Origin of the sequence: Escherichia sp. WS1451 (assembly GCF_046487365.1) — a bacterium.
Lineage (GTDB): Bacteria > Pseudomonadota > Gammaproteobacteria > Enterobacterales > Enterobacteriaceae > Escherichia > Escherichia coli.
In genome coordinates this window covers 132,105-155,863 of sequence record NZ_JBJQJP010000011.1, presented here as the reverse complement: position 1 = coordinate 155,863, position 23,759 = coordinate 132,105, and the positions used below count along the sequence as shown (strand labels likewise).

The window sequence follows — 23,759 nt, the reverse complement described above, 5'->3', positions numbered from 1 at the left end:
AATATTCGTCCTCATTGAATGAAAACATTCAGGAGACTGAAATGCAATATTTAAAAAAACGCTTTTCTTTGATTGAACTGAATGTGTTTATCCCAGCAATATTATTTATTGCGGTAATCATTCTGTGTTTGACGATATATCCACAAGATACCAGCCGGTATATAAATAAAATACATCATTTTTTAACCTGGGAAATGGGCGGGATTTTTCTGGTCATGACTTTTCTGGTTGTACTTTGTTGTCTGTGGCTGGCCTTCTCACGTTATGGCGATATCTTGTTAGGTCAGTCGGGAGAAAAACCTGACTTCAGCTTGTTAACCTGGCTTGGACTTATTTTTACTTCTGGAACGGGGGGCAGCTTGTTATATCTGGCCTCTGTAGAGTGGATTTGGATCATTCAGCAACCGCCTTTTGGCGCGGCAGCAGGAAGCGCTCAGGCTGCTCGTTGGGCCTCTGCTTATGGCATGTTCCATTGGGGGCCGTCCGCATGGGCATGGTATCTGATTTGTGCCGTTCCCATTGGTTGGTTTATGCATGTTAAGAAAACGAACTCATTAAAGGTCAGTGATTTATGCCGTGGGTGTCTGGGGGCACGTGCTGATGGTTTTTGCGGGCATTGTGTGAATTTTTTCTACATGTTTGGTTTGCTCGGCGGCGCGGTAACGTCTCTGGCGCTGGGAACGCCGATGATTTCTGCCGTATTTTGCCATGTGTTCCATCTGGATCCTGCCGGGCAGTTTATCAATGTCATGGTTATTTTTATCTGGACGCTAGTGCCATTATTAATTCTCTTTTTTGGACTTAAAAAAGGTGTGGCATGGGCCAGTAACTGGAATATTCGTGCCGATATTTTTATGCTACTGGCAATACTGATTTGTGGACCGACAGCTTTTATACTTAACCAATCAATTGATGGTTTCGGCCTGATGCTGCAAAATTTTGTAGCGATGAGTTTAAGTACCGATGCTATTGGTCGTAGCGGATTTCCACAGATGTGGACCGTATTTTATTTTTCATGGTGGGTCGTGTATGCCATCCCATTCGGTTTATTTATCGCCCGTATTTCAAAAGGAAGGACGATCCGGCAATTGATTGTATGTGGAACTCTGGCAGGTTCATTGGGATGCATGGTTTTTTACATGGTACTGGCTAATTTCGGCTTATCGTTGCAGACAACTCATGTCATCGATTTTGTTCCCATACTTAACGAACAAGGGCGAGGCGTTGTCGTTTCTCGTTTACTGGAGCAGCTACCCGCAAGTCAGGTGTTTTTGGTTGCTTTTGGGGCTATAGCATTAATTTCATATATTACCGGACACTGTACTGTGGGTTATGCCCTCGGTTTTGCGACGCAAAAACGGGCAGATAGTGAGAGTGAACCGGCATTCTGGAACGTGGCATTTTGGTTGATTATGACCGGAATCGTCGCCATCACACTCTATCTTCTTGATGCGCAAAGTCTGCAACCGCTACAAACGGTCTCTATACTGGCCGGACTACCGCTTTGCGGCGTAGTGTTTATTTTATTGAAGAGTTTTTTGACACAGTTTGCGGCTGAAGAGAAAACCGCGAGAGATGAATAATGATGTTCAGGAATGCCCGGTAATTTGCATTATCGGGCATTTTACCGAACGGGAATTAACTCAGGACTGCATGAAAATACCCTGCCAAATTTTCTCCGAGACGAATTAAATTATTTTCCCCCTGACTCAGCGCGGTGGGTAAATCACAAGGACCATTGACGACGGAAAAACAGGCTTCGATTCCACACTGGCGTAACTCATTCAAATCAAGTTGATCATCGATATACCCGGCAATTGCGATAACCGGAACGCCCATCATCTGGGCGATTTTGGCCGCCCCCACAGGTGCTTTGCCATTCAGGCTTTGACGGTCTAATTTACCTTCACCGACAATCGCCAATGCTGCATATTTTAAATGTTGGGTATATTGAATCGCTTCCAGCACGAGCGAAATACCCGGTTGTAAGCGAGCATCGAGAAAAGCCATCAAGGCCGCGCCAACGCCGCCAGCCGCCCCAGAACCGGGTATCGTATCGACTTCTTTACCACAACAACGGTAGATGCAACGGGCATAGTTTTTCATTCCCTGTTCCAGTTGCTCAAGGTTGTCAGCACTGGCCCCTTTTTGTTGAGCAAAAACCCGAGTCGCGCCGTTATCGCCGGTTAGTGGGTTGGTGACATCACAGGCTGCAATAAATTTCACATTTTTCAATCGTGGATCGAGGTGCTGTAAGTCAATGTGGTGAATTGCCGCCAGCCCCATCCCATTAACGGAGACTGATTGCCCTTCGGCGTCTGTAAACGATGCGCCAAGTGCCGACATCAACCCAATACCGCCATCATTTGTAGCACTGCCACCCAGGCATAGAATAACGGTATCAATATTGTGTTCCAGGGCGGCGAGAATAAGTTCGCCAGTGCCAAACGACGTCGTATAAAGGGGAGAACGCTGGACAGGAGAAACCAGTTCTAGCCCTGAAGCTTGTGCCAGTTCTATCACTGCGGTGGTTTGGTTGCCTAAAATACCGTATTGCGCATGTATTGATTCGCCAAGCGGTCCGGTGACTTTTTTAGTGTAAAACGTACCGTCAGTCGCATGAATGAGTGTTTCGAGCGTGCCTTCGCCGCCGTCAGCCACGGGCAAACACACCAGTTGGCTGCCAGGCAGGACCTTGCGCCAGCCGGTTGCCAGCGCTTCGGCGACTTTCCATGCGGGAAGGCATTCTTTAAAGGAGTCGGGGGAGATAACTATCTTCATAGCAGGTCTCTCAAAATAGGGGAATGGGGCAGGGCAACGAGTGAACGAAGGGAACCGGTGGTTCCCTTAATTCATTATTTACGGATAGTGAAATTGGCTTGTGTTTCAAGCGCCCGAATTAGCGCAGAATGATCCCACTCTTTACCACCAAGCGCGGCGCAGGCGCTAAATAATTGTTGCGTCATAGCCGTGTTAGGAAGCGGGGTATTCAACAGGCGAGCATTCTCCAGTGCCAGATTCAGATCTTTTTGATGCAGGCTAATTCGAAAACCAGGGGCGAATGTCCCTTTGATCATCCGTTCGCCATGAACTTCCAATACACGAGAGGAAGCAAAACCCCCCATCAGAGCTTCACGTACGCGGGCGGGATCGGCACCTGATTTACTGGCAAAGAGCAAGGCTTCAGCCACCGCTTCAATATTCAATGCAACAATAATTTGGTTAGCGACTTTGCACGTTTGACCATCACCGACGTTACCGACCAGAGTGATATTTTTACCCATCAATTCCAGAATCGGTTTGATCTGCAAATAAATGTCTTCACGTCCGCCAGCCATAATGGAAAGCGTTCCAGCTTTCGCGCCAACTTCACCGCCAGAGACGGGCGCATCGATATATTCCGCGCCTGCCGCGATAATACGTTGTGCAAATACTTTGGTGGCAACCGGGGAAATTGAACTCATATCAATCACAATTTTCCCGTGGCTTAAACCATGTATTACGCCATAGTGAGGATGAAAAAGAACATCTTCAACATGCGGTGTATCAGGGAGCATGGTGATGATGACCTCACACTCCTGCGCGACTTCACGCGGTGTAGAGCAAACATGGCCACGCTCACCAATCAGTTCTTGCGGTGCAGGTTCAAAATGTGCTGAAAAATAAAGGGTATGTCCGGCCTGTTGTAAATTATAAGCCATCGGCTTACCCATTATACCTGTGCCGATAAATCCAATATTCATGATAAATATCCTTATAGGTTAAATATGCGTCTCGTTTTTGAGCCAGCGTAGACTTTCCATCGTGGTCGTGGATGGTATATATTCGCAACCAATCCACCCCTGATATCCTAACTGATCAATATAATCCAGCAACCATGGATAATTAATCTCTCCCGTGCCAGGTTCATGACGTCCTGGATTATCGGCTAATTGAATATGTCCAATGTTATCCAGATTGTTTTTTATCGTAATAGCAATATTCCCTTCCATAATTTGCATATGATAAATATCGTATTGGTAGCGCAAATCAGGATGTTTTACATCATGAATAATATTGAGGGCTTGTCTGGTGTTGTTAACAAAAAAACCGGGAATATCTTTTGTATTAATGGCTTCCAGAACTAACTTTATCCCATGAGAAGCCAATTTATCTACCGCATAGCGCAAATTTTCGACCAGTGTTTCATGACATTGTTCATGCGAATAACCACCTGGATGTTTCCCCGCAAGGCAGTTAACTTGTGAACAATTAAGGGCCTGGGCATATTCTATCGCTCTGCAAACACCCTCCTGAAATTCTTTTGCCCGACCAGGATGACATGCAATACCCCGTTCACCCTCTTGCCAGTTACCCGCAGGAAGATTAAACAAAACCTGAGTCAGATTATGTTGATGCAGTTGCGAAGCCAGCTCGTCAGTGGAAAAGTCATAGGGAAAAAGATATTCAACGCCGTGGAATCCTGCGTGACTTGCCTGTGCAAAACGTTCAATAAATGGATACTCGGTAAAGAGCATAGATAAATTCGCTGCAAACTTTGCCATAATCCTGTTTCCTTATAAGTCGAGAGTTTCTTCAAATTCTGTGACTTTATTAATGTCAGGTCCCATAGCGATATTAGTCACGCGCTCGGTAATAATCTCTACGACAACAGGTACGTGAAATTCGTCACGCAAACGCTGGGCTTCTTGCAGTGCAGGCCCAATATCTTGTGGGGCGAATACGCGAATAGCTTTACATCCTAATCCTTCAACCACAGCTTTATGATCAACGCCATAACCATTAATTTCGGGAGCATTAATATTTTCAAATGACAGTTGAACGCAATAATCAATATCAAATGCGCGTTGTGATTGACGAATCAAACCAAGGTAAGCGTTATTAAGTAAAATATGGATATATGGAAGATTAAATTGTGCGCCGACGGCTAACTCTTCGATCAAGAATTGAAAATCGTAATCACCGGATATTGCCACAACGGGAACAGACGGATCTGCTTTTACCGCGCCCAATGCTGCGGGCATTGTCCAGCCTAGCAGGCATTAATCCAGTGGCGTGGGCGGTAAACATGCAAAAATTGGTTCGCAGCAATTTGCGCCAGACCAATTGTCGAAATATAGCGCGTCTCTGGCCCAAAAACCTTATTCATTTCATGGTACACGCGCTGCGGTTTAATCGGATTGCAGTCAAAGTCTGAGCGGCGGAGCATTGTACGTTTACGCTCGGCACATTCGTCAGCCCAGATACTACGGTCTTTCAGTTCTCCGCGCGACTTCATATCACGGGCAACCTGAATAAATAACGTTAAGGCGCTTTCAGCATCTGAAACAATACCCAGATCCGGCGCAAATATCCGGCCAATTTGCGCTGGCTCGATATCAACATGAATAAATTTGCGGCCTTCTGTATAGGTTTCAATGGCTCCAGTATGACGGTTTGCCCAACGGTTACCGATGCCAAAAACAAAATCAGAGGCAAGATAACTGGCGTTACCATAGCGGTGACCCGCCTGACATCCCATGCGGCCAATCATTAAAGGGTGATCGTCTGATAATGCGCCCCAACCGCGTAAGGTTTGAATAACGGGAACGCCGGTTAACTCAACAAACTCGCGCAACAGTTCGCTCGCTTCGGCATTAATAATGCCGCCGCCAGCAATGATGACTGGTTTTTCTGCACTGTTAAGCATTTTCAATGCACGTACTGCCTGGGCCAGCGTCGCCTGGGGTTTCCAGGGAGTGAGTGGCTGATAGAGATCGATATCAAACTCAATTTCGGTCATCTGAACATCAAAAGGGAGATCCAAAAGAACCGGGCCAGGGCGGCCTGAACGCATTTCCCAGAAGGCTTTCTGGAATATTCCCGGTAACTGACCCGCTTCGAGAATTGTGCGGGCCATTTTGGTCACTGGCGTGGCGATAGCCTCAATATCGACGGCCTGGAAATCTTCTTTATGAAGTTTTCCTACGGGAGCTTGACCAGTAATGCAGAGAATAGGAATGGAATCCGCAGAGGCGGAATAAAGCCCCGTAATCATATCAGTGCCCGCAGGGCCTGATGTGCCAATACACACGCCAATATTGCCATTCTGACTGCGGGTGTAACCTTCAGCCATATGCGAGGCGCCCTCAACATGACGGGCCAGAATATGATCAATACCGCCTGATTTTTTCATCGCGGCATAGAGTGGGTTGATTGCTGCGCCGGGTACACCAAAAGCAACGCTAATGCCTTCTTTTTTCAGTATTTCTACTGCAGCTTCGATTGCACGCATCCTCGCCATACATTATTTCTCCTGATATTTACGCTGAGTTGAATAGTCAGTCAATTTTGGAATTTAACGACGAAATATCTTTGAGGAAATAAAAGGGCAGAACAAATTTCGCTGCACTGTTTCACAGTGAAACAACTCATATGCCTGTGTTGTTTCAGTTTGAATAATGATAAATATCAAACGCAAAGATTTCAGATGTTGTTGGCAGTTTTAAAATTTATCTAATGTATTATTCGTTTTTTATTGCTTTAACGGTTATTCTTTCTAATGTATGTATGGTTACATTGTTGATAAGGTCTGTTTTTGTAATGATCCAGACTAGATATTATTGCGTTTGATCAAGCTTACTGGCATAGCATTCTGATACAAGTTCTGAAAATGACTTGAATGGATATTATTATAATGAATAAAGAGTCGTATCATAATGATCTAAAAAATAAATGGAAAATGTTTGTTAAGCATGGTTGGGTCGCGACAAATTCGACTAATCATGTGATGCTGAGGTCATGGCAAAAATGTCTCAAGCATTGTGACCCTCGCCACTGGAACACGCCTGTCAAAGCTTCCGGGCAAACATTGCAGACGATTTTTTCTCGTAACGAAGAGTTTATTAGAATTTCACAAAGAGTTGTTGAAGACCATTTCACCCTGGCTGGTGACGACCGGTTGGCATTTTTGATCATTGACCCACACGGCTGGGTTCTATCGTTGAATGCAGCAGGCGATTATTCCAGTCAATTGCGAGAGTTAGGAATTGAATCTGGTATGTCATGGGCCGAAGATGGCATTGGAACCAATGTATATAGTCTTTGTCGGGAAACAAATTTATATACACAACTGGAAGGAGCAGAACATTTTAGTGAACAGCTACATTGTTATGCGATGAGCGCTGCTCCGGTCATTGATTATTATGGTAATATCCATGGATACATTGTATGTATAATTGAAACTACCGCCGAGCTTGTTAAATTAAAAACATCATATTCATGTGCAACAGAAATCGCTAATTATATCTATATTGAGAATGAACAAAAGTTAATAAACAAAGTACTTTGCCAGCATAATGCTGTGATTGAATGCATGGATGACGGTTTTATTTGTTGGAATAGTCATTCTTTAATTACGATGGTTAATTCTCAAGCACAAACACTACTGAATATTGATAAAGAAAGTTTAATTGGTCAGAACATCCGAAAAGGATTCGTATTTCCGCCGATTTTGAATGAGGCAATTACACAACGGAACAAACTATCGCAAAAGCAAATTGTCCTCGAATGCCGTGGCGAATTTATTGAACTTATGGTTACCCTTCGCCCGTTAAGCGATGGTTCGTTTTTGCTTTTTCTTCATCCATTAGACAAAATCAGGAAAATAGCCCAACAGCAAATAAGCACTAATGCAAATTTTACCTTTGACAGTTTACATGCGGCTTCAGGTGGTATGAAGCAGGTATTACTTATCGCTCGCCGGGCAATTAAATCCATCTCTCCGATTTTGATCAATGGCGAAGAAGGTGTGGGAAAATTGAGTTTGGCGATGGCAATACATAATGAGAGCGAGCAACGTGATGGGCCATTTATTTCTGTAGATTGTCAGATGCTATCACCAGAAAATATCTTACACGAACTTCTTGGCTCTGATGTTGGCCCTTCGCCATCGAAATTTGAACTGGCTCATAATGGCACCTTATATCTGGATAAAGTCGAATATCTATCAGGGGAAGTTCAGAGTGTTTTATTGAAAGTATTGAAAACGGGGCTTGTTACTCGCTCAGACAGCCATCGTTTGATCCCCGTACGCTTTCGCCTGATTACATGTACCAGTAGTTCTTTACGTGAGTACGTGCAACAAGGGGCTTTTAGCCGACAGCTATATTATGAGATCTCCATGAATGAAATTGAAATTCCGCCATTGCGCAAACGTCGTGAAGATCTCAAGCAAATGATTGACGATATTATTGATAAGTATCAGGAGCGCACTCGAAAAAAAATGACAATCACGCCTGACGCAAATTCAGTTCTGCTTGAGTACCGTTGGCCTGGAAACATCTCCGAGTTCAAAAATCGAATGGAGAAGGTATTTATTAACTGCAATCGGCTTGTCCTCGGATTAGAGAATATTCCTCTGGATATCCGACAAAATAACAGTAGTGGCGACGATGATATCCCTCATCTTACTTCACTGGCAGAATTGGAGATGCAAGCTATTGAGCATACATGTCGTGTCTGCGAATGGAATCTAACTAAAGCAGCTGAAGTATTAAAAATTGGTCGTACAACATTATGGCGCAAGCTTAAAATCTATAATCTCTATCCAAATGTTGAGCATGCAGATTGATGCTTTTCAAATTGAAAGAATTTTAATATCGCAGTGTTTCATTTTGATGCAGTGCTTTAATGGTATTGAAATATTGTGATGTGCTCCATAAATGCCAATGTGGTTATTAGCCAGGGAGACGGAAAATGTGTTTACACTCCTGAAATAATAAAAAACAGGCAAAGAGAGATGATCTCCTTGTATGTCTGTATTAGCATGATGTTGCTTGTTAATAATTAAAAATATCAACGCGCTTATATAAGCTCGGGGGATTGTTTTACTCAATTATTGAATACGGAGATAAAGTATGGAATTTTATCTGGAACCCGCTCGTAATATACCTGTACTGGCAACCACGGAAGTGTTAGTTGTTGGTGGTGGTCCATCGGGTATTGCCGCAGCAATGAGTGCCGCTCGTGAAGGCGCAGCTACTATGCTGATTGAACGTTTCGGTTGTTTTGGCGGAATGATGACAACGGCTGGCGTCGAGTCAATTGCCTGGTGGCGTCATGAAAATACGGTAGAGTCAGGTGGACTGGCACGCGAAATAGAAGAAACGGCAAAATCAATGGGGGCGTCCAGCCCTGAGCCGCAATCGAATAGTCAGGCTATTAACGCCGAGCGTTTCAAACTGGTTGCGGATGCAATGCTTGAACAGGCAGGTGTGCGCCGCGTACTACACATTACCGCCGTTGATGTTATTAAGCAGGGCAATAATTTACTCGGCGTAATAACAGAGAGTAAATCTGGTCGTCAGGCTATTTTGGCGAATGTCATTATTGACTGTACTGGCGATGCCGATATTGCATGGTTTGCCGGAGCACCATTTATTAAGCGTGAACGCGAAGAGCTAATGTGTATGACAACCGTTTTTAGTTGCGCAAATATAAATAAAAACGCGTTCATGCAAAATATTAAGAGCACGGAACCTAAATATGGAGACTGGGGGGCGGATGAAGAAAATAAAAACTGGTCTTATGATGTTCATGAATCTTGTCGCGATATGTTTAGCCCTTATCTGGGTAAAGTCTTTGCGAAAGGAAAGTCGGCAGGAATTATTCCAAAAGATGTGACGTTAGGCGGTTCCTGGAGTACGGTCACCGAGTATGGTGATGCGAATTACTTGAACGTTGTCAGCATCCCTGCCGTCGATTGTACGGATGTTTTTGACCTGACGCGTGCAGAAATAGAAGGCCGCAAGCAAGCCATGCAGGCGATTGAAGCGTTGCGTCAATTCCAGCCAGGATTTGAACAGGCACAATTAAAAAATTTCGGTATGACGGTGGGAACAAGAGAATCAAGACATATTATTGGGCGAGTCCAGCTTACGGAAAATGATATTTGTAATGAGGGACGTCATGCGGATTCAATAGGGGTATTCCCTGAGTTTATAGATGGAAATGGTCATCTTAAATTACCTCTTGAAGCGAACTATTTTCAAATCCCTTATGGCGTAATGATTCCGCAGCAAGTTGAAAACCTGTTGGTTTGCGGACGGGCAATCGATGCAGATAATTTCGCCTATGCGACAATCCGTAATATGGGGTGTTGTATTGTCACTGGAGAAGGTGCAGGGACTGCCGCTGCTATTGCCATTAAAAATAACACTACCGTTTCACAGGTAGATATTCAGACGGTACAGGAACGCTTACAGCAAAATGGCGTAAAAGTCTTTTAACAGGGAATAAAGTTATGAGAGAAAAACCCAGTTTTTATGTCGCGCTTACACCGATCATTTTTATGATGATCGTGTTGGTTGTTGGCATCGGTGTTATGGGCTGGCCTGCCAGCGTCTGTTTATTAATTTCAGCGGCGTTTTCCTGCATTATTGCAATGGCTAAGCTGAAATATACCTGGGATGAAATCCAGGGGTTTATTATCGATAAGATTTCGGCGGTGATGGCACCGGTACTTATCGTTATTTTCGTTGGCTTTATGGTCGCGACATGGAGCTATGCAGGTACACTGCCGATGCTGGTTTATTACGGTATGTTACTGGTTGCGCCCGCATGGCTTTATGCCATAGCGTTTTTTCTGAACGCAGTATTGTCCTATGTTTCCGGGGCATCATGGGGATCTGTCGCTTCTATTGGTGTTGCATTAATGGGCATCGGTTCCGGCTTACATGCCGATCTTCCAATTCTGGCGGCAGCCATTGTTACCGGGGCTTATTTTGGCGACAAACTTTCACCGTTAAGTGATACCACCAACCTGACTTCAGCGGTAACCAAAACTAAACTTTATGATCTGATTAAATATCTACTCTGGACGACCATCCCATCAACGATTATTAGCCTGCTGTTTTTTACCTGGCTGGGAATGATTCATACTTCTACGGGCTCTATTTCACCAGAAAGCATGCAGATGCTGGTACAGCTCAAAGAGTTATATAAGTTTGGTCTGTTACCGCTACTGCCTATGCTTATTGTTCTGTGCTTTACCTTTTTGCGTTTGCCTACAGTACCGGCATTATTAAGCAGTGCGTTCGTGGCCGTATTGGTTGGATGGCTGTATCAAGGTTTCCCGCTGGCCGAAGGTATTAAGGCCACAATGAGTGGTTTCCGTCTGACGATGATCACTGATTCAACGACGCTGTTACCTTCTGTGAAAGAACTGCTTGAACAAGGCGGCCTGAATAATCAGGGCGGATTCCTGTCATTTATTATCTGCGCCATGATGTTTGCTGGCATCCTGACGGGAACAGGAATGATGGATGTCACATTACAAAGTGCGGCAAACAAAATAAAAAGTGCCTTTGGTGCTATTCTGGCAAGCGGTGTTTTAGCGATCATCATTAACTTACTTACCGGTTCTGATGGTTTGAATAAGATTGTTATATCTGAATTGATGATGAAGAAATTCGAAGATCTTAATTTATCACCGTTAGTCTTAGCCCGAACGCTGGAAGATTTTGGCACCATGAGCGCGCCAATTATTCCGTGGTCAGCTGCCGGATTGTATATGGCGACAACACTAGGCGTGCCGACGTTTAGTTACTTGCCGTACTGTGTATTCTGTTTCTGCTCGATGATATTTGCGTTGATCTATGCTTCTACAGGTTTCCGTTTACTGCGCTTCAACGAAGCAAAGGCCTGAGTTATTCAAGATAATAAATGCGTTTGCCGGATGGATTAATCTCCATCCGGCGTTAATGTCAAAATTCCATGTTTTGCAGAATAATGTCAGCTAAGCACAATCTCCAGCTCGCGCAGTTCACGCCAGAAGCGTTCGGCAACGGGATTCATGCGGGTATTCATCCGGTATGCGTAGGCTTGAATCGGGATCACCAGTTCGTCCCGATTAAGCACAACGAGCTTCCCGCTGCGAATTTCTTGTTGGATGGCATACTCCGGCAACCAGGCAATTCCACAGCCGTCGAGGGCAACCTGCTTTAAAAGCTCGCTCATCGAAGAGACAAAAAAGGTGCTGAAACTTAACTCACTGTGGCGCGTCAGGGTGCGATTAATCAATCGCCCCATGTAGGAGTTGCGGCTGTAATTCAGTAACGGAAAGTGTGGCTGCGCGAGGTTAAAAAGTGCTTCTCCGTGTTCGTCACTGGCGCAGACGGGGAACAATTGAGATTCAAATAAGCGAATGTGGTCGAACGGCGCTTCCAGTAAGTCTTCGTCGTGAAAAGAAAAAATACAATCACTTTGCCCTTCGCGCAGTTTATCGACCGCTTCATCGACATCAATGGCTTCAATTGCCCAGGTAAAGAGCGGCGGCATCTGGCTGATAATGGACGGTAACAGACCGAGGGAAAGAGAGTGTGCAGCGGCTATCTTGATTTTACGTTGCGCGTAATCGCTGCCGCCACGCAGCTCTGCCAGATTGCTTTCTAACTGTTGCAACAGATGGCGGATCTGCGAATGAAAGATTTTCCCTTGTTCCGAGAGTTGCAGCGGCGTCACCTGGCGGTTAAACAATTCAACGCCAATCGCCTGTTCCAGTGCACGGATGCGGCGGCTGAATGCCGGTTGCGAGACGTTGCGACTGACTGCCGCCTGGGAAAAGTTGCGGCATTTTTCCAGGGTCAGAAAATCATAAAGCCATTTTGTTTCAATATTATGCAAAACCGCACCACAGCCATCCATTACGTTTTACTCTGTCAGCCGCCCTTGCGGGCATTCTACGTCCATTCGGGCGGCTGACAACCGTTTAAGCCGTTTCAAACGTTCCTTTCACGCAGGCTTTGCCGTCTTTGACCATCAGTTTGCCGCGAGCGTATACCTGCTCAATGCGCAATTCTGGCGTCATGACCAGTAAGTCTGCGTCATTGCCTGGCAGAATTTCGCCTTTCCCGCTCAGGTTAAGGAAACCGGCTACGCTACTGGTGAGCGGGCGCAGGGCATCGCTGATACTGAAATCATAGTCTTTGACCAGCACCTGCACGGTTTCCAGCAACGTTTCAAAACCGGCAACACCGATATGGGTTAAATTTCCTTCGTCATCGAAGAACGGCTGGCTACCGTTGCCGTCGGAGCTGAGGGTGACGCGTGCCAGCGGAATACCGGCCTGAACGGCGCGGGCAATACCTTCGGCAGGGGCGACCGGTTCGTCAATGCTGCTGGTGATGTCGATAGTGCCGCCTTTGCGCGCGAACTCCAGCGCCTGCTCAAACAACGGAACGTTGCGGTTAACGTGGGTCGGCAGCAGCTTGCTGATCGGCACATCGCAGTTTTCCAGCAGGTCATAGACAGGCTGTAATGCCTTTTTACTGTCGCCCATGTGGAACACGGTGACGCCAGGTTTACCGCCGAGCAAACCGCCAACGCGGGATTCCGCCGCCATATTAGCCAGGTGATAAACGTCCGGTGCGGCAGAACGGTGATCAGAGATGGCGCATTTCACACCAATCACGCGATCGATAATCGCCACGTCTTTTTCCACGGAACCCGTAATAGTGCGGGAAGGGACATGATAAGCGCCGGTCAGCATCCAGGCGCTGATGCCTTCTTCATTGAGCGCACGGGTCTTGGCGAGCAGGGATTCCGGGTGGCGAGAGATAGAGTCGGTGCCCAGCAGACCAACCACTGACGTGACGCCCGCTTCCGTCAGACGACTTAACGCCACTTCCGGCGTGCGCGTCGTGGGACCTGCTTCACCGCCACCGCCAATCAAATGAACGTGTTGATCAATAAAACCTGGGCAGAGGATCTGCCCGCGGAGATCGACAACCGTGCAGTCCGGTACAATGTCAGAAGGGATATTACTGGCAACGGCGATAATTTTGCCGTTAGCGACGAGGACATCGCAAACTCCCCGATTTTCCGGCGCATACAAATGCGCTCCCTGCAGCAGGGTAAAACCGGCTGCGGTATAATCAATCATGGTAACTCCTTGTTAAACAATAAGCTGCATAACCCAGATCGACAGCAATGCGTTAATCACGCAGACCGTAATGATATGCGGGTAATATTTGGCATTCACTTCGGCTGTCCCCAGGCAGCGACCGACATTTTGCACCGGGTTGCCCATTAAATACATCGCGGGCAGTAAAACGGTGACATCGTGACCGGTTAATGCGCCAGCGGTTGCCAGACTGGCGGCAACACCGACTGCGCCGCCCATACTCATTAATGCGGCTAAAAGGACGGTTGCCGCTTCACCGGGTAATCCCCACAGCGCCATTACGGGTTCACAGATATGCCCCACCCAGTCGAGCAGGCCGGTAATTTTCAGCGCCTGAATGATGACAAACGCCATCACCACGTTTGGCAGCAGGTTGGTCGTGGCGATAGTAAAGCCACGGCGCGCGCCATCGATAAACATATCCATGACGTTTTTGCGGACCTGAGTTGTCATGCTTGCGCTCCTTGCGTTGGGTTGCGACGTTCTTCGAAGTTAAGCCAGACGCGCAAAATGTTGGCTCCGACAAATTTAAACACCAGGATGACGGCTAAAGGTACGATTACGGACGTGCCCAGAAAGGCAAACACCGCGACGCCGGAAGAGAAGTAGTTGGTGATGATGGCGCTACCGCTGGTTTGATATGCGGCGAAAATCACTTTATCGCGTTCGGTAATTTCACCTTCCTGCGCCAGCTCTTTGGTCATACCGGCGGCGGCATCGGTGTTTTGCAGGTTAGCGATCAGCGCCAGCGAGCAGATCCCTGGAATGCCCAACAACGGTTTTAGCACGGGCGTCATTAACTGCTGCGCGGCGCGCAATCCGCCAAGACCATCGGTAATCGAGATAATTCCCAGAGAGAGAATGACTGACGGTGCCAGCTCCAGCGCAAAGAGAAAGCCATCTTTAGCCCCCGCGCCACCCGCCCCGCGAAACGAGGTGGTGGCTCCGTTCGCACCAGGCAGTTGCCCAAACGATCCGTTCAGAACGGAAAAATCAAAAACGCGCCACCAGCTGTCTGTTCCGGAAAAAACACCGGAAAAAAAGATTATGGTGAGAAAAAAAGCCAGATACCCTTTAATGCCCACTTTTTCTGTCGCCAGCTCCCCGGCTACAGCATCCCCTTGTTGTGTCATAACAATCCCCATTGTTTTTTTGTGTTTGTGTGTTGCTTGAGCCAGGAAAACTCCTGGAGCTGAAAAACCTTATCAGCCATGTGGGTATGGGGAAAATGCAAGTATGTTTCTGGCTATGCGTTTTTTGCATAGCGGAAAAATTACGCTATAGGGAAAAGGTTCTGCGCTGGATTGAGTTGCAGTAAATTCATAAACCCAGTGACAATGACATAAGTAAATAAAAACAGAAAATCCAGGGACGAAAACGAGATGGCAAAGTACAACGAAAAAGAGCTGGCGGATACGAGCAAGTTTTTAAGTTTTGTCCTCCGACACAAACCGGAGGCGATTGGTATCGTACTGGACCGTGAAGGATGGGCGGATATCGATAAGCTCATACTTTGTGCCCAAAAAGCGGGCAAGCGGTTAACCCGTGCATTGCTGGATACCGTTGTCGCCACCAGCGATAAAAAGCGTTTTAGTTATTCCAGTGATGGTAGGTGCATCCGCGCGGTTCAGGGGCATTCGACTTCGCAGGTCGCTATTTCCTTTGCCGAAAAAACACCGCCACAGTTTCTCTACCACGGTACGGCAAGCCGTTTCCTTGACGAGATAAAAAAACAGGGGCTGATTGCAGGTGAGCGTCACTACGTACATCTCTCTGCTGATGAAGCAACGGCACGCAAAGTGGGAGCAAGACACGGATCGCCGGTTATCTTAACCGTCAAAGCACAGGAAATGGCGAAACGAGGCCTCCCTTTCTGGCAAGCGGAAAACGGGGTCTGGCTGACATCAACGGTTGCTGTTGAGTTTCTTGAGTGGCCGTTCATGCCGGCTGGGTTACAAAAACAATAAATTCAAGATATTGCAGGGGTTATATAGGACTGATAAGCGCAGCGGATCAGGCAATGTAGCGTTTGTTATCAGTCTGAAAGGATACCCTCGCACAAGGGTATCCTTAATAACCTGCTGAAATTAAAGTGATTTACGGCAGGCGGTCAGTTGGGGGCTGGAATCAGCGTCGCTTCCGGTCATACCCGTTAGCATCTGCACATAGTAGTGCCGATTGTAATCATCAGATTCACTTGTCCAGTAAGCTCCTTGTGTAAATTGCGAATTACTGGAAAACGCTCCAACGTTCCCCCATTCACCATATAGCGATCCCTGTGTGCGTTGGTTTTCTCCAGACGTCAAATGTGTGATGCCAGGAAGATTATATCCATCATTTTTAGCATGACAGAGCGCATTGGCAGCTAGCCAGATATTGGTATGATTTCCATTATTCACCCACCAGCCTTTCAGCTTAATTAAGGTCTGGTAGGTTGTACCTCCTTGTCGGGGAACAGCGCTTATTGTGACTGACGTTTGATCGCCGATATTTGAGAAAGAAACTTTACCTGACGCATCGACAGACACCCAACTCTGTGAACTTGAAAACATATAATCATCAACGGTTTTACCCGCTTCAAAGTTATCATTGTTGAGTGTGTAATACGCCCCTGCAAAACCTTCGCTCGGGAATTTAGCCGTGGAGAAGGTATGGTTGTTTGCAGTGACATGACCGGACATTTCTTTTATCGAGTGGATGAGATTCAGCGATACGCTTAAGTTTGCCTGATGAACTCCGTTCAGCATGGGAATGAGGGTCGCAGTTCCCTCTTTTCCGCCAGTGACAGTCACGGTGTACTCGCCATAATTTCTTTGGCTGTAATCAATATCGCTCAACTTGAGAAAGTTCACGAAGGGGCCTGACTGGACAAATTCCAGATGATCAGACGTCACTATCGGGTTACCGTACTTGTCTTGCAATGTTAGCGTAAGTTTTGCGCTCTGCTGGTAGTCAGCCTTCAGAGTGTCAACGTCGGATTTCAAAATTGACTTACTTTCATCGGCCGTGCCGGCAACCAATGTAATGGTTGCGGATTGGTTGGCTGTACCAGGAACTTGCACATTGACTATTAAGGTTTCTGCCAATGTACTGGTTATTGTCGCCGTGACTTGCCCGGACTGATCGGTACGCGTAGTTGGAATATTAACTACCGGGCTGCCTTTGGTGTCTAAGGCATAACTAACATCGACACCTTCAACCGGGAATCCGTAATCATCTTCTACTCGTGACGTGATGGTGCTGCTATCAACGCCGTCGGCGGTTATGGTGTCAGGAGAAGCCACGACGCTCACAACATGTGCCGTTTTAGCATCTGCCTTAACCGCAACCGTTACCTGGCTCTGAACGGGAACATCTTTGCCCATTGTGGCCGTAACGGTATAGACATTCACTTTGTTACTGGTCAGCGTCACTTTGGCCTGACCAGACTGGTCAGTAAGGATTTCCCCTGTATTGCTTAGCGTTGCACCTTCAGGCGTTACGCTAAAGGTGATAATTTGCCCAGGCATCAATTCATCCCGCGCATTTCTCGCCGTTGCGGTAAGCGTAATACCTTCACTGTTATGGACCGTGGTTTCTGGCTTCGATGATGTTAACTCGAGCTTGCCATTTGCCACATTCACGTCAACCTTACTACTACTGTTATTGTCCAGCGTTGCCGTCACCTGATAAACCCCAGGCTGGGTGCTAATAAGGTTAACGTATGCATAACCGTTATTATCGGTGTAAGCCGTATCGCCTATCGTAATGTTAGCTGTTGGCTGCGCACTTAATCTGACGCGTTGACCTGATATTACATTGTTAAACGCGTCCTGGACGAGTATCCGTAGCGTGATGTTTTCGCCAACCGTTATCGTTTTTTCGGCTCCGGTTATACTTATTACCTTCGCCGAACTTTCATCCGGCAGCACTGATAAACTAAACGTTTTATTATCGGAGACTTGCGCTTTCCGGCTCACCACGACGTTATGTTGCCCGGCAATATTGCTGGTCATTGTTACCGTCGCCTGACCCAGCGTATTGGTGGTGACTTCTGTTCCACTTAGAGTGACATCGTTACTCTGGAAAGTGACCAGCTGGTCTTTAAGCGGATTTTGGTAAGCGTCCAGGATCGTTGCCGTCAGGGTACTCCCCGTACTGTCACCCGCAACAATGGTATTTAATGAGGCAGTCAGCGGCTGGAGCTGCGCACTGTTTGTATCCCCAATAAAAGTGACTTGCTGATGAGCAACGGTGTTATTTCTGGTCAGCGTCGCCGTAACTGTAAACTCACCCGCTTTTGTGCCTCGCAATGTAACCACGGCATCACCGTTTGCATCGGTGCGGGCGGTCTCACTACTTAGCGTGAAGTTCCCGGTCATGGAGGCTGGCAAGGTAAATTTCACATCCTCATCCGGCAACGGGTGTCCATAAACATCTTTCACACTGGCTGTCAGGATAACGGTATTTGTATTGTTAGCGATCGCACTGCCCGACCCGGCATTTAAGGTCATTACCGATTGTTCCCTGTTTGGGACCACGGTGATCGTGACCGACTGGTGAATATTTTTATCCGCCTCAAGCGAGGCATCGACGGAATAGCTACCAGCTTTTGAACTGGTCAGGTGCACTCGCACAATACCGGACTGGTCTGTTGTGGCGGTCGTGTTGTCCAGTTGCGAGCCACCAGGTGCCACAAAATTCACTTTCATATCTTTTAACGGGTTGTTATGAAAGTCTGTGACGGTGGCGGTCAGAGTACTGCCCTGGCTGTTGCCAGCAATAATGGTATCTGGATCGGCAACCAGTTGTTTGAATTTTGGCGTACTCGAATCGCTAACGAATTTCGCAATTATCCGTTGTGAGAAACCATTTGGCAGCGTGGCACTAATCGTATTTTCTTCCGCAACCTGACTTACCATGTTGATTGTGGCAACACCATATGCATCCGTATTTTGCTGCGGCGGTTCGACAAATTCAGCGCTTCCTTTTTCATTCTTAAAGGTGACCTGATGATTTGTCAGGGGATTATCACTCTCATCAGTGACGTTGATCGTGAGGGTATTAAATGTCTTTTTATCGGCGTAAACGTCATTATTTGTCGCTGATAATGTGGCAACGCGAGCCTTATTCTGGTTTGCCTCAATGTTATAAATATGCGATTGCAGTGGAGCATTCCAGTTGTGAGGGCTAAGTTGTGCCCTTAGTGCTGTCCCTTGCTTATGGGCCGGATAATTCGCGGCATAAACGCCCGGCTGCTCTTCGTGCCAGACAATCGTGGCTCCAGGTTTGCTGTTTTCGACAGTAACGGCTTTTACCAATTCCTCTTTTTGATATGCAACCGGTTGATTGCTGTCGTCTTTCAGTTCCACCCTAACCTTGATGTCGTCTCCGGCATAATACGATACGTTATCAATTGTTATTGATGAATGGTCGCGGGATGAGACAACAGGGACGATATTAACAACGATGGATTCTTTTACCGCACTCTCACCGTTAATTTGCGGCGTCAGTGTTACTGAACCTGATGTCGTTCCGGCGGTCAGCATCTGTGTGTAACTACCATCTCCGTTATCTGTCCAGTCAGACAGGGTGATATCCTGAACGCCTTCACTGCGGGTTTGCAGCGCCAGCCCCGGCACCGGAGTTCCGTCGGAATCGTGTGCAGTAACGGTCAATGTGGTCGTCGATTTTTTATCTGCAGCCACGGTTAGCGGATTAACGGATAACAGAGAATCTTTCTGGCTTAATGTCGGAGCCTGAATAACTACCATGCTTTGTTCATGACGAGACAGGTTACCTTTTACATCCTCGGCGGTAACGTCTATCGACCATGTATTATCGGTTTCTGGAGTGTTAGTGAAGCGATAACCTGGCAGTGTGACCGTGATATCTTTTCCAGACGTCCTGACTTTACCTCCGGCAGCTTCCAGCGCAGCGGCTTCGATGTTATAGCCTTTCAGGGCATATTTGGTCTGTAGCGAGGAAACCAGCGGTTTTATTTCTCCAGACTTTCCTTTCACCGGATCCTGCAGACTCAGGTGAATCAGCTCTTTCTTGCGATATTCAAGAACGATGTTGTTGTTGCGATCAATCAGGTCATAACGACTACCGGCCAGACTGCGCCGTCCGGCCACTTCGTCCGGATTAAGCTGTTTCTGCATTGAACTGCTGGGTTGCCAGGTCAGATCAACGGCAAAACGTGTGTCATTTTCACCTTGTTTCCCCTGACGCTGTTCCGCACTGAGAGTCAGAAGCGGGAAGGGGGTATAGTTGAGGCCTGCGGTAATAGCATGGGGGTTACTTTGACGATCATTCTTGTCAAACAGCGCCACTTCATCACCATAGTATTGTTCATAGACCAGTTTTCCACCCAGTTGTGGCCAGGCTGGTAACCAGCCTTCCGCGCGTAAATCCCAGCCGTTGGCCGGGCGGGCTTCGTAGTCATTATCCAATTCCGGTGCGCTACGCCAGCCGGTCAGGCCGATATAAGCGTTGCTGCTCAACTTCAGATAATCACGCCAGTATTCTGCGCCAAGCCCCGCGCGGGAGTGATAGCGGCTCAGGTCGTGGTCAAAAAACAGGTTGATGCCTGACATCCAGCTGGGGGTGAAATGACGCCAGCCCAAACCGGTGTTGATCTGGGTACGATCGTCTGTTCGGTGAAGGGTATGCTGGCTGAAGAGCAGATAATCAGGTGTGTCATACCACGGATGCAGGAAGTCGAATTGCGAATTTTTCAGGCTGAAATCTTCATCCACACCCAGAGAGATTCTCGCAGTGCCAAAGTTATTTAACCAATCAGTCATCGCGCCTGAGGCTTCTGAAGACGCCCAACCACGCGCCATGCCGCTGGCCTGCTCACTATTCATATCTTGTGAAAGCAGGGTGCCAACTCGCTGCGAAGTGCTGGCTATTTGATTCTCCAGCGTGTTTTCGCCATTCGCAGGCGGTACGGCATTTTGTTGCTCATGACTTTTCTGCAAGGTTGTTGCCGGAACATCCAGCTCTTCACCCTGGCGCACGTTATCAAAGCCGCGAGCAAAAGTACGGAACTGATTAAGACGACGAAGCTCCTCCAGTGAAATACCGAATCGATCAGCAACGCTTTGCGCTGATTCCAGCGCACCAAGCGTGTAAGGCACAGTATTATTTTCTATTAGAGGGGACGGAGATGAAACTGTCGTCTGAGGTTTAGCGTGTACCACATTTTGTGCCGTCGCCATGACGGGGAAAAAAATTTGTGTAAATAAACAAACTCCGGCGGTCAGGCGGCGTATTTTGTCACCCAGACCACATAAAGAGTTTTGATCATTATTTTTTATTTGATGCGCATTTGTTGAAGCCATAGTGACCTTCCGTGAAAAAACAGAATTAAACTTGTTTTTTCTAGCACGGAGATATAATGCGATCCTGACTATAATATGACCAGAAATAATGAATTAGCCGTGGAATTGCTAAACCAGGATTAATAACGGCGGTGGCTGAGTACCTCCAAAGAAAAAGGATGTTTTAATTATTTTACGTGATGTACTGAAAAGTTAAATTCGTTAAATTACTTAAGAATCATTCGTATGCAATTTGAATATTTGCATCCCGCAGATTAATGCTGCGATAAATAGCGCCGCCGCGCCGCAGAGCGTGGCACTGGCGAGGGCCGACGTTCCGTTGCCGAGCATACTGGTCAGCGCCGGGCCAAGAATTTGCCCGATACCATAAATGAGTGTCACAAAGCCCAAAAGGTTAAGATTTCCCGGCACGCTAAGCTGGCGGGCGATGGTCATCACCAGCGAGGTCGTTCCCATAAAGGTGCCGCCAAAACCAATACTGCTGATGATGAGTAATAAAGGAGAGCTGCTGGCGAGGGTTAACAGCACGCAGATCGCCTGCACCAGCAAATTCGCGGTCAGGCAAGGTAATGCTCCCCACCGTTTGGCTGCCCACAGCCAGCCAAAGCAACCTGGGACAATCGACAAGCCGACCAGTGTCCAGAGGTGAGCCGTCAGCACAGGCTGGCCCGCGTCTTTCGCCATGAGCGGCAGGTAGGTGGCGACGATGATATAACCAAAACCCGCCAGACCATACAGAATCGCCAGTAACCACCAGCTCATGGGTTGTTGCGCGATTTTTGCCAATGGCGCTGGCGGGATAACGTGTTTATTCGACGGGATGAGCAGCGCCAGAGCAAGCAATATAATGGCAGAAAGTGCTCCGGCACCTTGCCACAACGTTTGTGAAGAGAGGGCAAAATGCAGGCCTGCCAGCACATATTCATTGCCCAGAGCGATGCCGACGCCAACACCAGAAAATAGCGCCGCAAGGACAAAGGGATGACGAGTATGCTGCATGATGAGCGTTGAGCCGAAAATCAACATCCCGGCGCTGGCGACCCCCGCCAGAAAGCGAATGATGAAAACCAGAAGAAACGGCGGCAGCCACGCCATCGCGAGGATTAATAATCCGGTTGCGAGGGCGGAAGCTAACAAGAACGGGCGCAGGCGTGAGGGTAAATGAAACGCGCCGAATGAAAACAGCAGGCTCCCCGCCAGATACCCGGCATAGTTACCACTGGCGATCCATGAGAGTTCGCTAAAGGAAAATTCGCCTTCCGCCAGCATGACTGGCAGCATCGGCGTATAGAGAAAGCGGCCTAAACCCATACCTAAGGTCAGAACCAGCATCCCGAATAACGCGGTGCTGAAAGAAAAACGTTCTACGGGATGCGATGTCGAATTCATGTTCTTCCTTGTTTGTATTATTTTGAGTTAACAAGTTAATAACAAAAAAGGAGAACCTGCCAGACTGTTATCGTGATTTTGTCGACGTAAAGCGATAAAAAAGATTGGGTTCGCCAACGATATAGATGTTGCCACTGGCATCCATCGCTATCCCTTCCGCCTGCTTGATATTGTGTGAAAGGCCATACCTGCCTTTGGTTAACGACATTTCGCCGATCACGTCACCTGTCACGGTCACTTCCTGCAGGGCGCGTGACTCATGTGACAACACCAGCAACGTATTTTTCTGTGGGTTAAATTCCGCGCCAGAAACATCGTCTAAAGTAAACTGACGCTGCAACGCTTTATCTTTGCTGATATGCAACTCATCGCTACGCAATAGCCCGGTTACTTTGTAGACCTCTATCGGATTTTTCTCTTTAAAAAACCAGAAGGTATGGTCCTGAGAGGAATAAGCCAGCCCTTCAAAGCCACAGTTGGTTGGCGTTTCCTGCAATGGGATTTTAATTTTTTTGAGGATGCTCACTTCCGAATCAGCGTTAAGTGAAATCACATAAATGGCATAATCACGTTCATCACTGATGACAAATTTATTATCACCAATGTATTCAATCGTCTCGAGATCCTTAACAAAATCGAGCGGAATGGTGCGGATCAGGTCACCCTCGGTCGTCATTTCAACGATGGTTGCAGGTTTGTTGATAGTGCTAAACAAGGTATTGCTCTGCGCAGACCAGGTCAGTGAGGAGATATTTTTAGTTACTCCTGTAATCTCTTTACCATCGATAGTGGCCTGATAATTCTGAAACCCTGCGACATGCTGGCTTTTACGGACGCAGGATTGCACAAAAAACAGGCTTACCGCCACGATGGCGCAAAGAAAAACGATAAAGGTGATGCGCTTTTTCAACTTGTTGCTCCTTATTATTGCTTTTTTCTCGTCAAATTCAGTGCGACAGATAAGGAGTATACGGATGAAGCTTAATGAATTCTTAACGCGGGCGATGAAATAGTAAACGCCGCAGGGGGCGGCGGTTGTCTCTGGATGGCAGAACATTTTCAGCTTACATCGACTGATAAATGCGCCTCATCCATGAATG

15 protein-coding genes and 1 pseudogene are annotated in these 23,759 nt (G+C 47.2%); 5 read left to right on the top strand and 11 right to left on the bottom strand.

The window, feature by feature from the left end:
* Nucleotides 1-41 precede the first annotated feature (41 nt).
* On the top strand, nt 42-1,583 hold the full coding sequence (locus ACJHX7_RS15580) for a BCCT family transporter (protein WP_094030263.1): 1,542 nt from the start codon (nt 42-44) through the stop codon (nt 1,581-1,583).
* A 55-nt stretch (nt 1,584-1,638) separates the two neighbouring features.
* Here the strand turns inward: ACJHX7_RS15580 and ACJHX7_RS15575 are convergent, their stop codons facing one another.
* The 4 genes and pseudogenes from ACJHX7_RS15575 to gcl form a co-directional block, all read right to left on the bottom strand.
* Complete coding sequence (locus tag ACJHX7_RS15575) at nt 1,639-2,781, bottom strand: glycerate kinase (protein WP_094030262.1); 1,143 nt, start codon at nt 2,779-2,781, stop codon at nt 1,639-1,641.
* Between the two features lie 74 nt (nt 2,782-2,855).
* Entirely contained in the window at nt 2,856-3,743 is an 888-nt protein-coding gene (locus ACJHX7_RS15570; RefSeq protein ID WP_094030261.1) for a 2-hydroxy-3-oxopropionate reductase, read from the bottom strand.
* Nucleotides 3,744-3,761: 18 nt separating this feature from the next.
* Nucleotides 3,762-4,544: a hydroxypyruvate isomerase gene (gene hyi, locus ACJHX7_RS15565; protein ID WP_094030260.1), complete on the bottom strand. Its 783-nt coding sequence runs from the start codon at nt 4,542-4,544 to the stop codon at nt 3,762-3,764.
* Nucleotides 4,545-4,556: 12 nt separating this feature from the next.
* Nucleotides 4,557-6,283 (bottom strand): annotated as a pseudogene (gcl, locus tag ACJHX7_RS15560) (glyoxylate carboligase).
* 393 nt (nt 6,284-6,676) lie between these two features.
* Here gcl and dhaR point away from each other — a divergent pair.
* The 3 genes from dhaR (at nt 6,677) to nhaC (ending at nt 11,686) form a co-directional block, all read left to right on the top strand.
* The gene (gene dhaR / locus ACJHX7_RS15555; protein ID WP_001312419.1) at nt 6,677-8,611 is read left to right on the top strand and encodes a dihydroxyacetone kinase operon transcriptional regulator DhaR; all 1,935 of its coding nucleotides are present in this window, start codon (nt 6,677-6,679) and stop codon (nt 8,609-8,611) included.
* Nucleotides 8,612-8,897: 286 nt separating this feature from the next.
* Complete coding sequence (gene ibeA / locus ACJHX7_RS15550; protein WP_000397938.1) at nt 8,898-10,268, top strand: putative intracellular survival FAD-dependent oxidoreductase IbeA; 1,371 nt, start codon at nt 8,898-8,900, stop codon at nt 10,266-10,268.
* Nucleotides 10,269-10,282: 14 nt separating this feature from the next.
* Nucleotides 10,283-11,686, top strand: a complete 1,404-nt coding sequence (gene nhaC / locus ACJHX7_RS15545) for a Na+/H+ antiporter NhaC (RefSeq protein ID WP_001208425.1) — start codon at nt 10,283-10,285, stop codon at nt 11,684-11,686.
* 86 nt (nt 11,687-11,772) lie between these two features.
* Here the strand turns inward: nhaC and hypT are convergent, their stop codons facing one another.
* The 4 genes from hypT to ACJHX7_RS15525 form a co-directional block, all read right to left on the bottom strand.
* Nucleotides 11,773-12,684: a hypochlorite stress DNA-binding transcriptional regulator HypT gene (gene hypT / locus ACJHX7_RS15540; RefSeq protein WP_000348506.1), complete on the bottom strand. Its 912-nt coding sequence runs from the start codon at nt 12,682-12,684 to the stop codon at nt 11,773-11,775.
* A gap of 64 nt (nt 12,685-12,748) precedes the next feature.
* Entirely contained in the window at nt 12,749-13,921 is a 1,173-nt protein-coding gene (gene iadA / locus ACJHX7_RS15535; RefSeq protein ID WP_094030259.1) for a beta-aspartyl-peptidase, read from the bottom strand.
* 12 nt (nt 13,922-13,933) lie between these two features.
* Complete coding sequence (locus ACJHX7_RS15530) at nt 13,934-14,395, bottom strand: YjiG family protein (protein WP_000211971.1); 462 nt, start codon at nt 14,393-14,395, stop codon at nt 13,934-13,936.
* On the bottom strand, nt 14,392-15,075 hold the full coding sequence (locus ACJHX7_RS15525) for a nucleoside recognition domain-containing protein (protein ID WP_001295597.1): 684 nt from the start codon (nt 15,073-15,075) through the stop codon (nt 14,392-14,394). The genes ACJHX7_RS15530 and ACJHX7_RS15525 overlap by 4 nt, the downstream gene beginning before the upstream one ends.
* A gap of 249 nt (nt 15,076-15,324) precedes the next feature.
* Here ACJHX7_RS15525 and kptA point away from each other — a divergent pair, with 249 nt between their 5' ends.
* Nucleotides 15,325-15,909 carry an RNA 2'-phosphotransferase gene (gene kptA, locus ACJHX7_RS15520; RefSeq protein ID WP_032172279.1) on the top strand — a complete coding sequence of 195 codons (585 nt, stop codon included), beginning with the start codon at nt 15,325-15,327 and terminating at the stop codon, nt 15,907-15,909.
* 120 nt (nt 15,910-16,029) lie between these two features.
* Here the strand turns inward: kptA and iatD are convergent, their stop codons facing one another.
* The 3 genes from iatD to ACJHX7_RS15505 all read right to left on the bottom strand — a co-directional run bounded on the left by iatD (nt 16,030) and on the right by ACJHX7_RS15505 (nt 23,569).
* Nucleotides 16,030-21,270, bottom strand: coding sequence for an inverse autotransporter IatD (iatD, locus tag ACJHX7_RS15515; RefSeq protein ID WP_122992256.1), 5,241 nt, complete (start codon nt 21,268-21,270; stop codon nt 16,030-16,032).
* A 210-nt stretch (nt 21,271-21,480) separates the two neighbouring features.
* Nucleotides 21,481-22,659, bottom strand: coding sequence for an MFS transporter (locus ACJHX7_RS15510; RefSeq protein WP_001089434.1), 1,179 nt, complete (start codon nt 22,657-22,659; stop codon nt 21,481-21,483).
* A 67-nt stretch (nt 22,660-22,726) separates the two neighbouring features.
* The gene (locus ACJHX7_RS15505; protein WP_122992255.1) at nt 22,727-23,569 is read right to left on the bottom strand and encodes an SdiA-regulated domain-containing protein; all 843 of its coding nucleotides are present in this window, start codon (nt 23,567-23,569) and stop codon (nt 22,727-22,729) included.
* Between the last annotated feature and the right edge of the window lie 190 nt (nt 23,570-23,759).

What these genes read in the sequence shown, in the direction of transcription:
- ACJHX7_RS15580 (WP_094030263.1), top strand. Translation starts at nt 42, where the DNA reads ATGCAATATTTAAAAAAACGCTTTTCTTTGATTGAACTGAATGTGTTT.
- ACJHX7_RS15575 (WP_094030262.1), bottom strand. Translation starts at nt 2,781, where the DNA reads ATGAAGATAGTTATCTCCCCCGACTCCTTTAAAGAATGCCTTCCCGCA.
- ACJHX7_RS15570 (WP_094030261.1), bottom strand. Translation starts at nt 3,743, where the DNA reads ATGAATATTGGATTTATCGGCACAGGTATAATGGGTAAGCCGATGGCT.
- hyi (WP_094030260.1), bottom strand. Translation starts at nt 4,544, where the DNA reads ATGGCAAAGTTTGCAGCGAATTTATCTATGCTCTTTACCGAGTATCCA.
- dhaR (WP_001312419.1), top strand. Translation starts at nt 6,677, where the DNA reads ATGAATAAAGAGTCGTATCATAATGATCTAAAAAATAAATGGAAAATG.
- ibeA (WP_000397938.1), top strand. Translation starts at nt 8,898, where the DNA reads ATGGAATTTTATCTGGAACCCGCTCGTAATATACCTGTACTGGCAACC.
- nhaC (WP_001208425.1), top strand. Translation starts at nt 10,283, where the DNA reads ATGAGAGAAAAACCCAGTTTTTATGTCGCGCTTACACCGATCATTTTT.
- hypT (WP_000348506.1), bottom strand. Translation starts at nt 12,684, where the DNA reads ATGGATGGCTGTGGTGCGGTTTTGCATAATATTGAAACAAAATGGCTT.
- iadA (WP_094030259.1), bottom strand. Translation starts at nt 13,921, where the DNA reads ATGATTGATTATACCGCAGCCGGTTTTACCCTGCTGCAGGGAGCGCAT.
- ACJHX7_RS15530 (WP_000211971.1), bottom strand. Translation starts at nt 14,395, where the DNA reads ATGACAACTCAGGTCCGCAAAAACGTCATGGATATGTTTATCGATGGC.
- ACJHX7_RS15525 (WP_001295597.1), bottom strand. Translation starts at nt 15,075, where the DNA reads ATGACACAACAAGGGGATGCTGTAGCCGGGGAGCTGGCGACAGAAAAA.
- kptA (WP_032172279.1), top strand. Translation starts at nt 15,325, where the DNA reads ATGGCAAAGTACAACGAAAAAGAGCTGGCGGATACGAGCAAGTTTTTA.
- iatD (WP_122992256.1), bottom strand. Translation starts at nt 21,270, where the DNA reads ATGGCTTCAACAAATGCGCATCAAATAAAAAATAATGATCAAAACTCT.
- ACJHX7_RS15510 (WP_001089434.1), bottom strand. Translation starts at nt 22,659, where the DNA reads ATGAATTCGACATCGCATCCCGTAGAACGTTTTTCTTTCAGCACCGCG.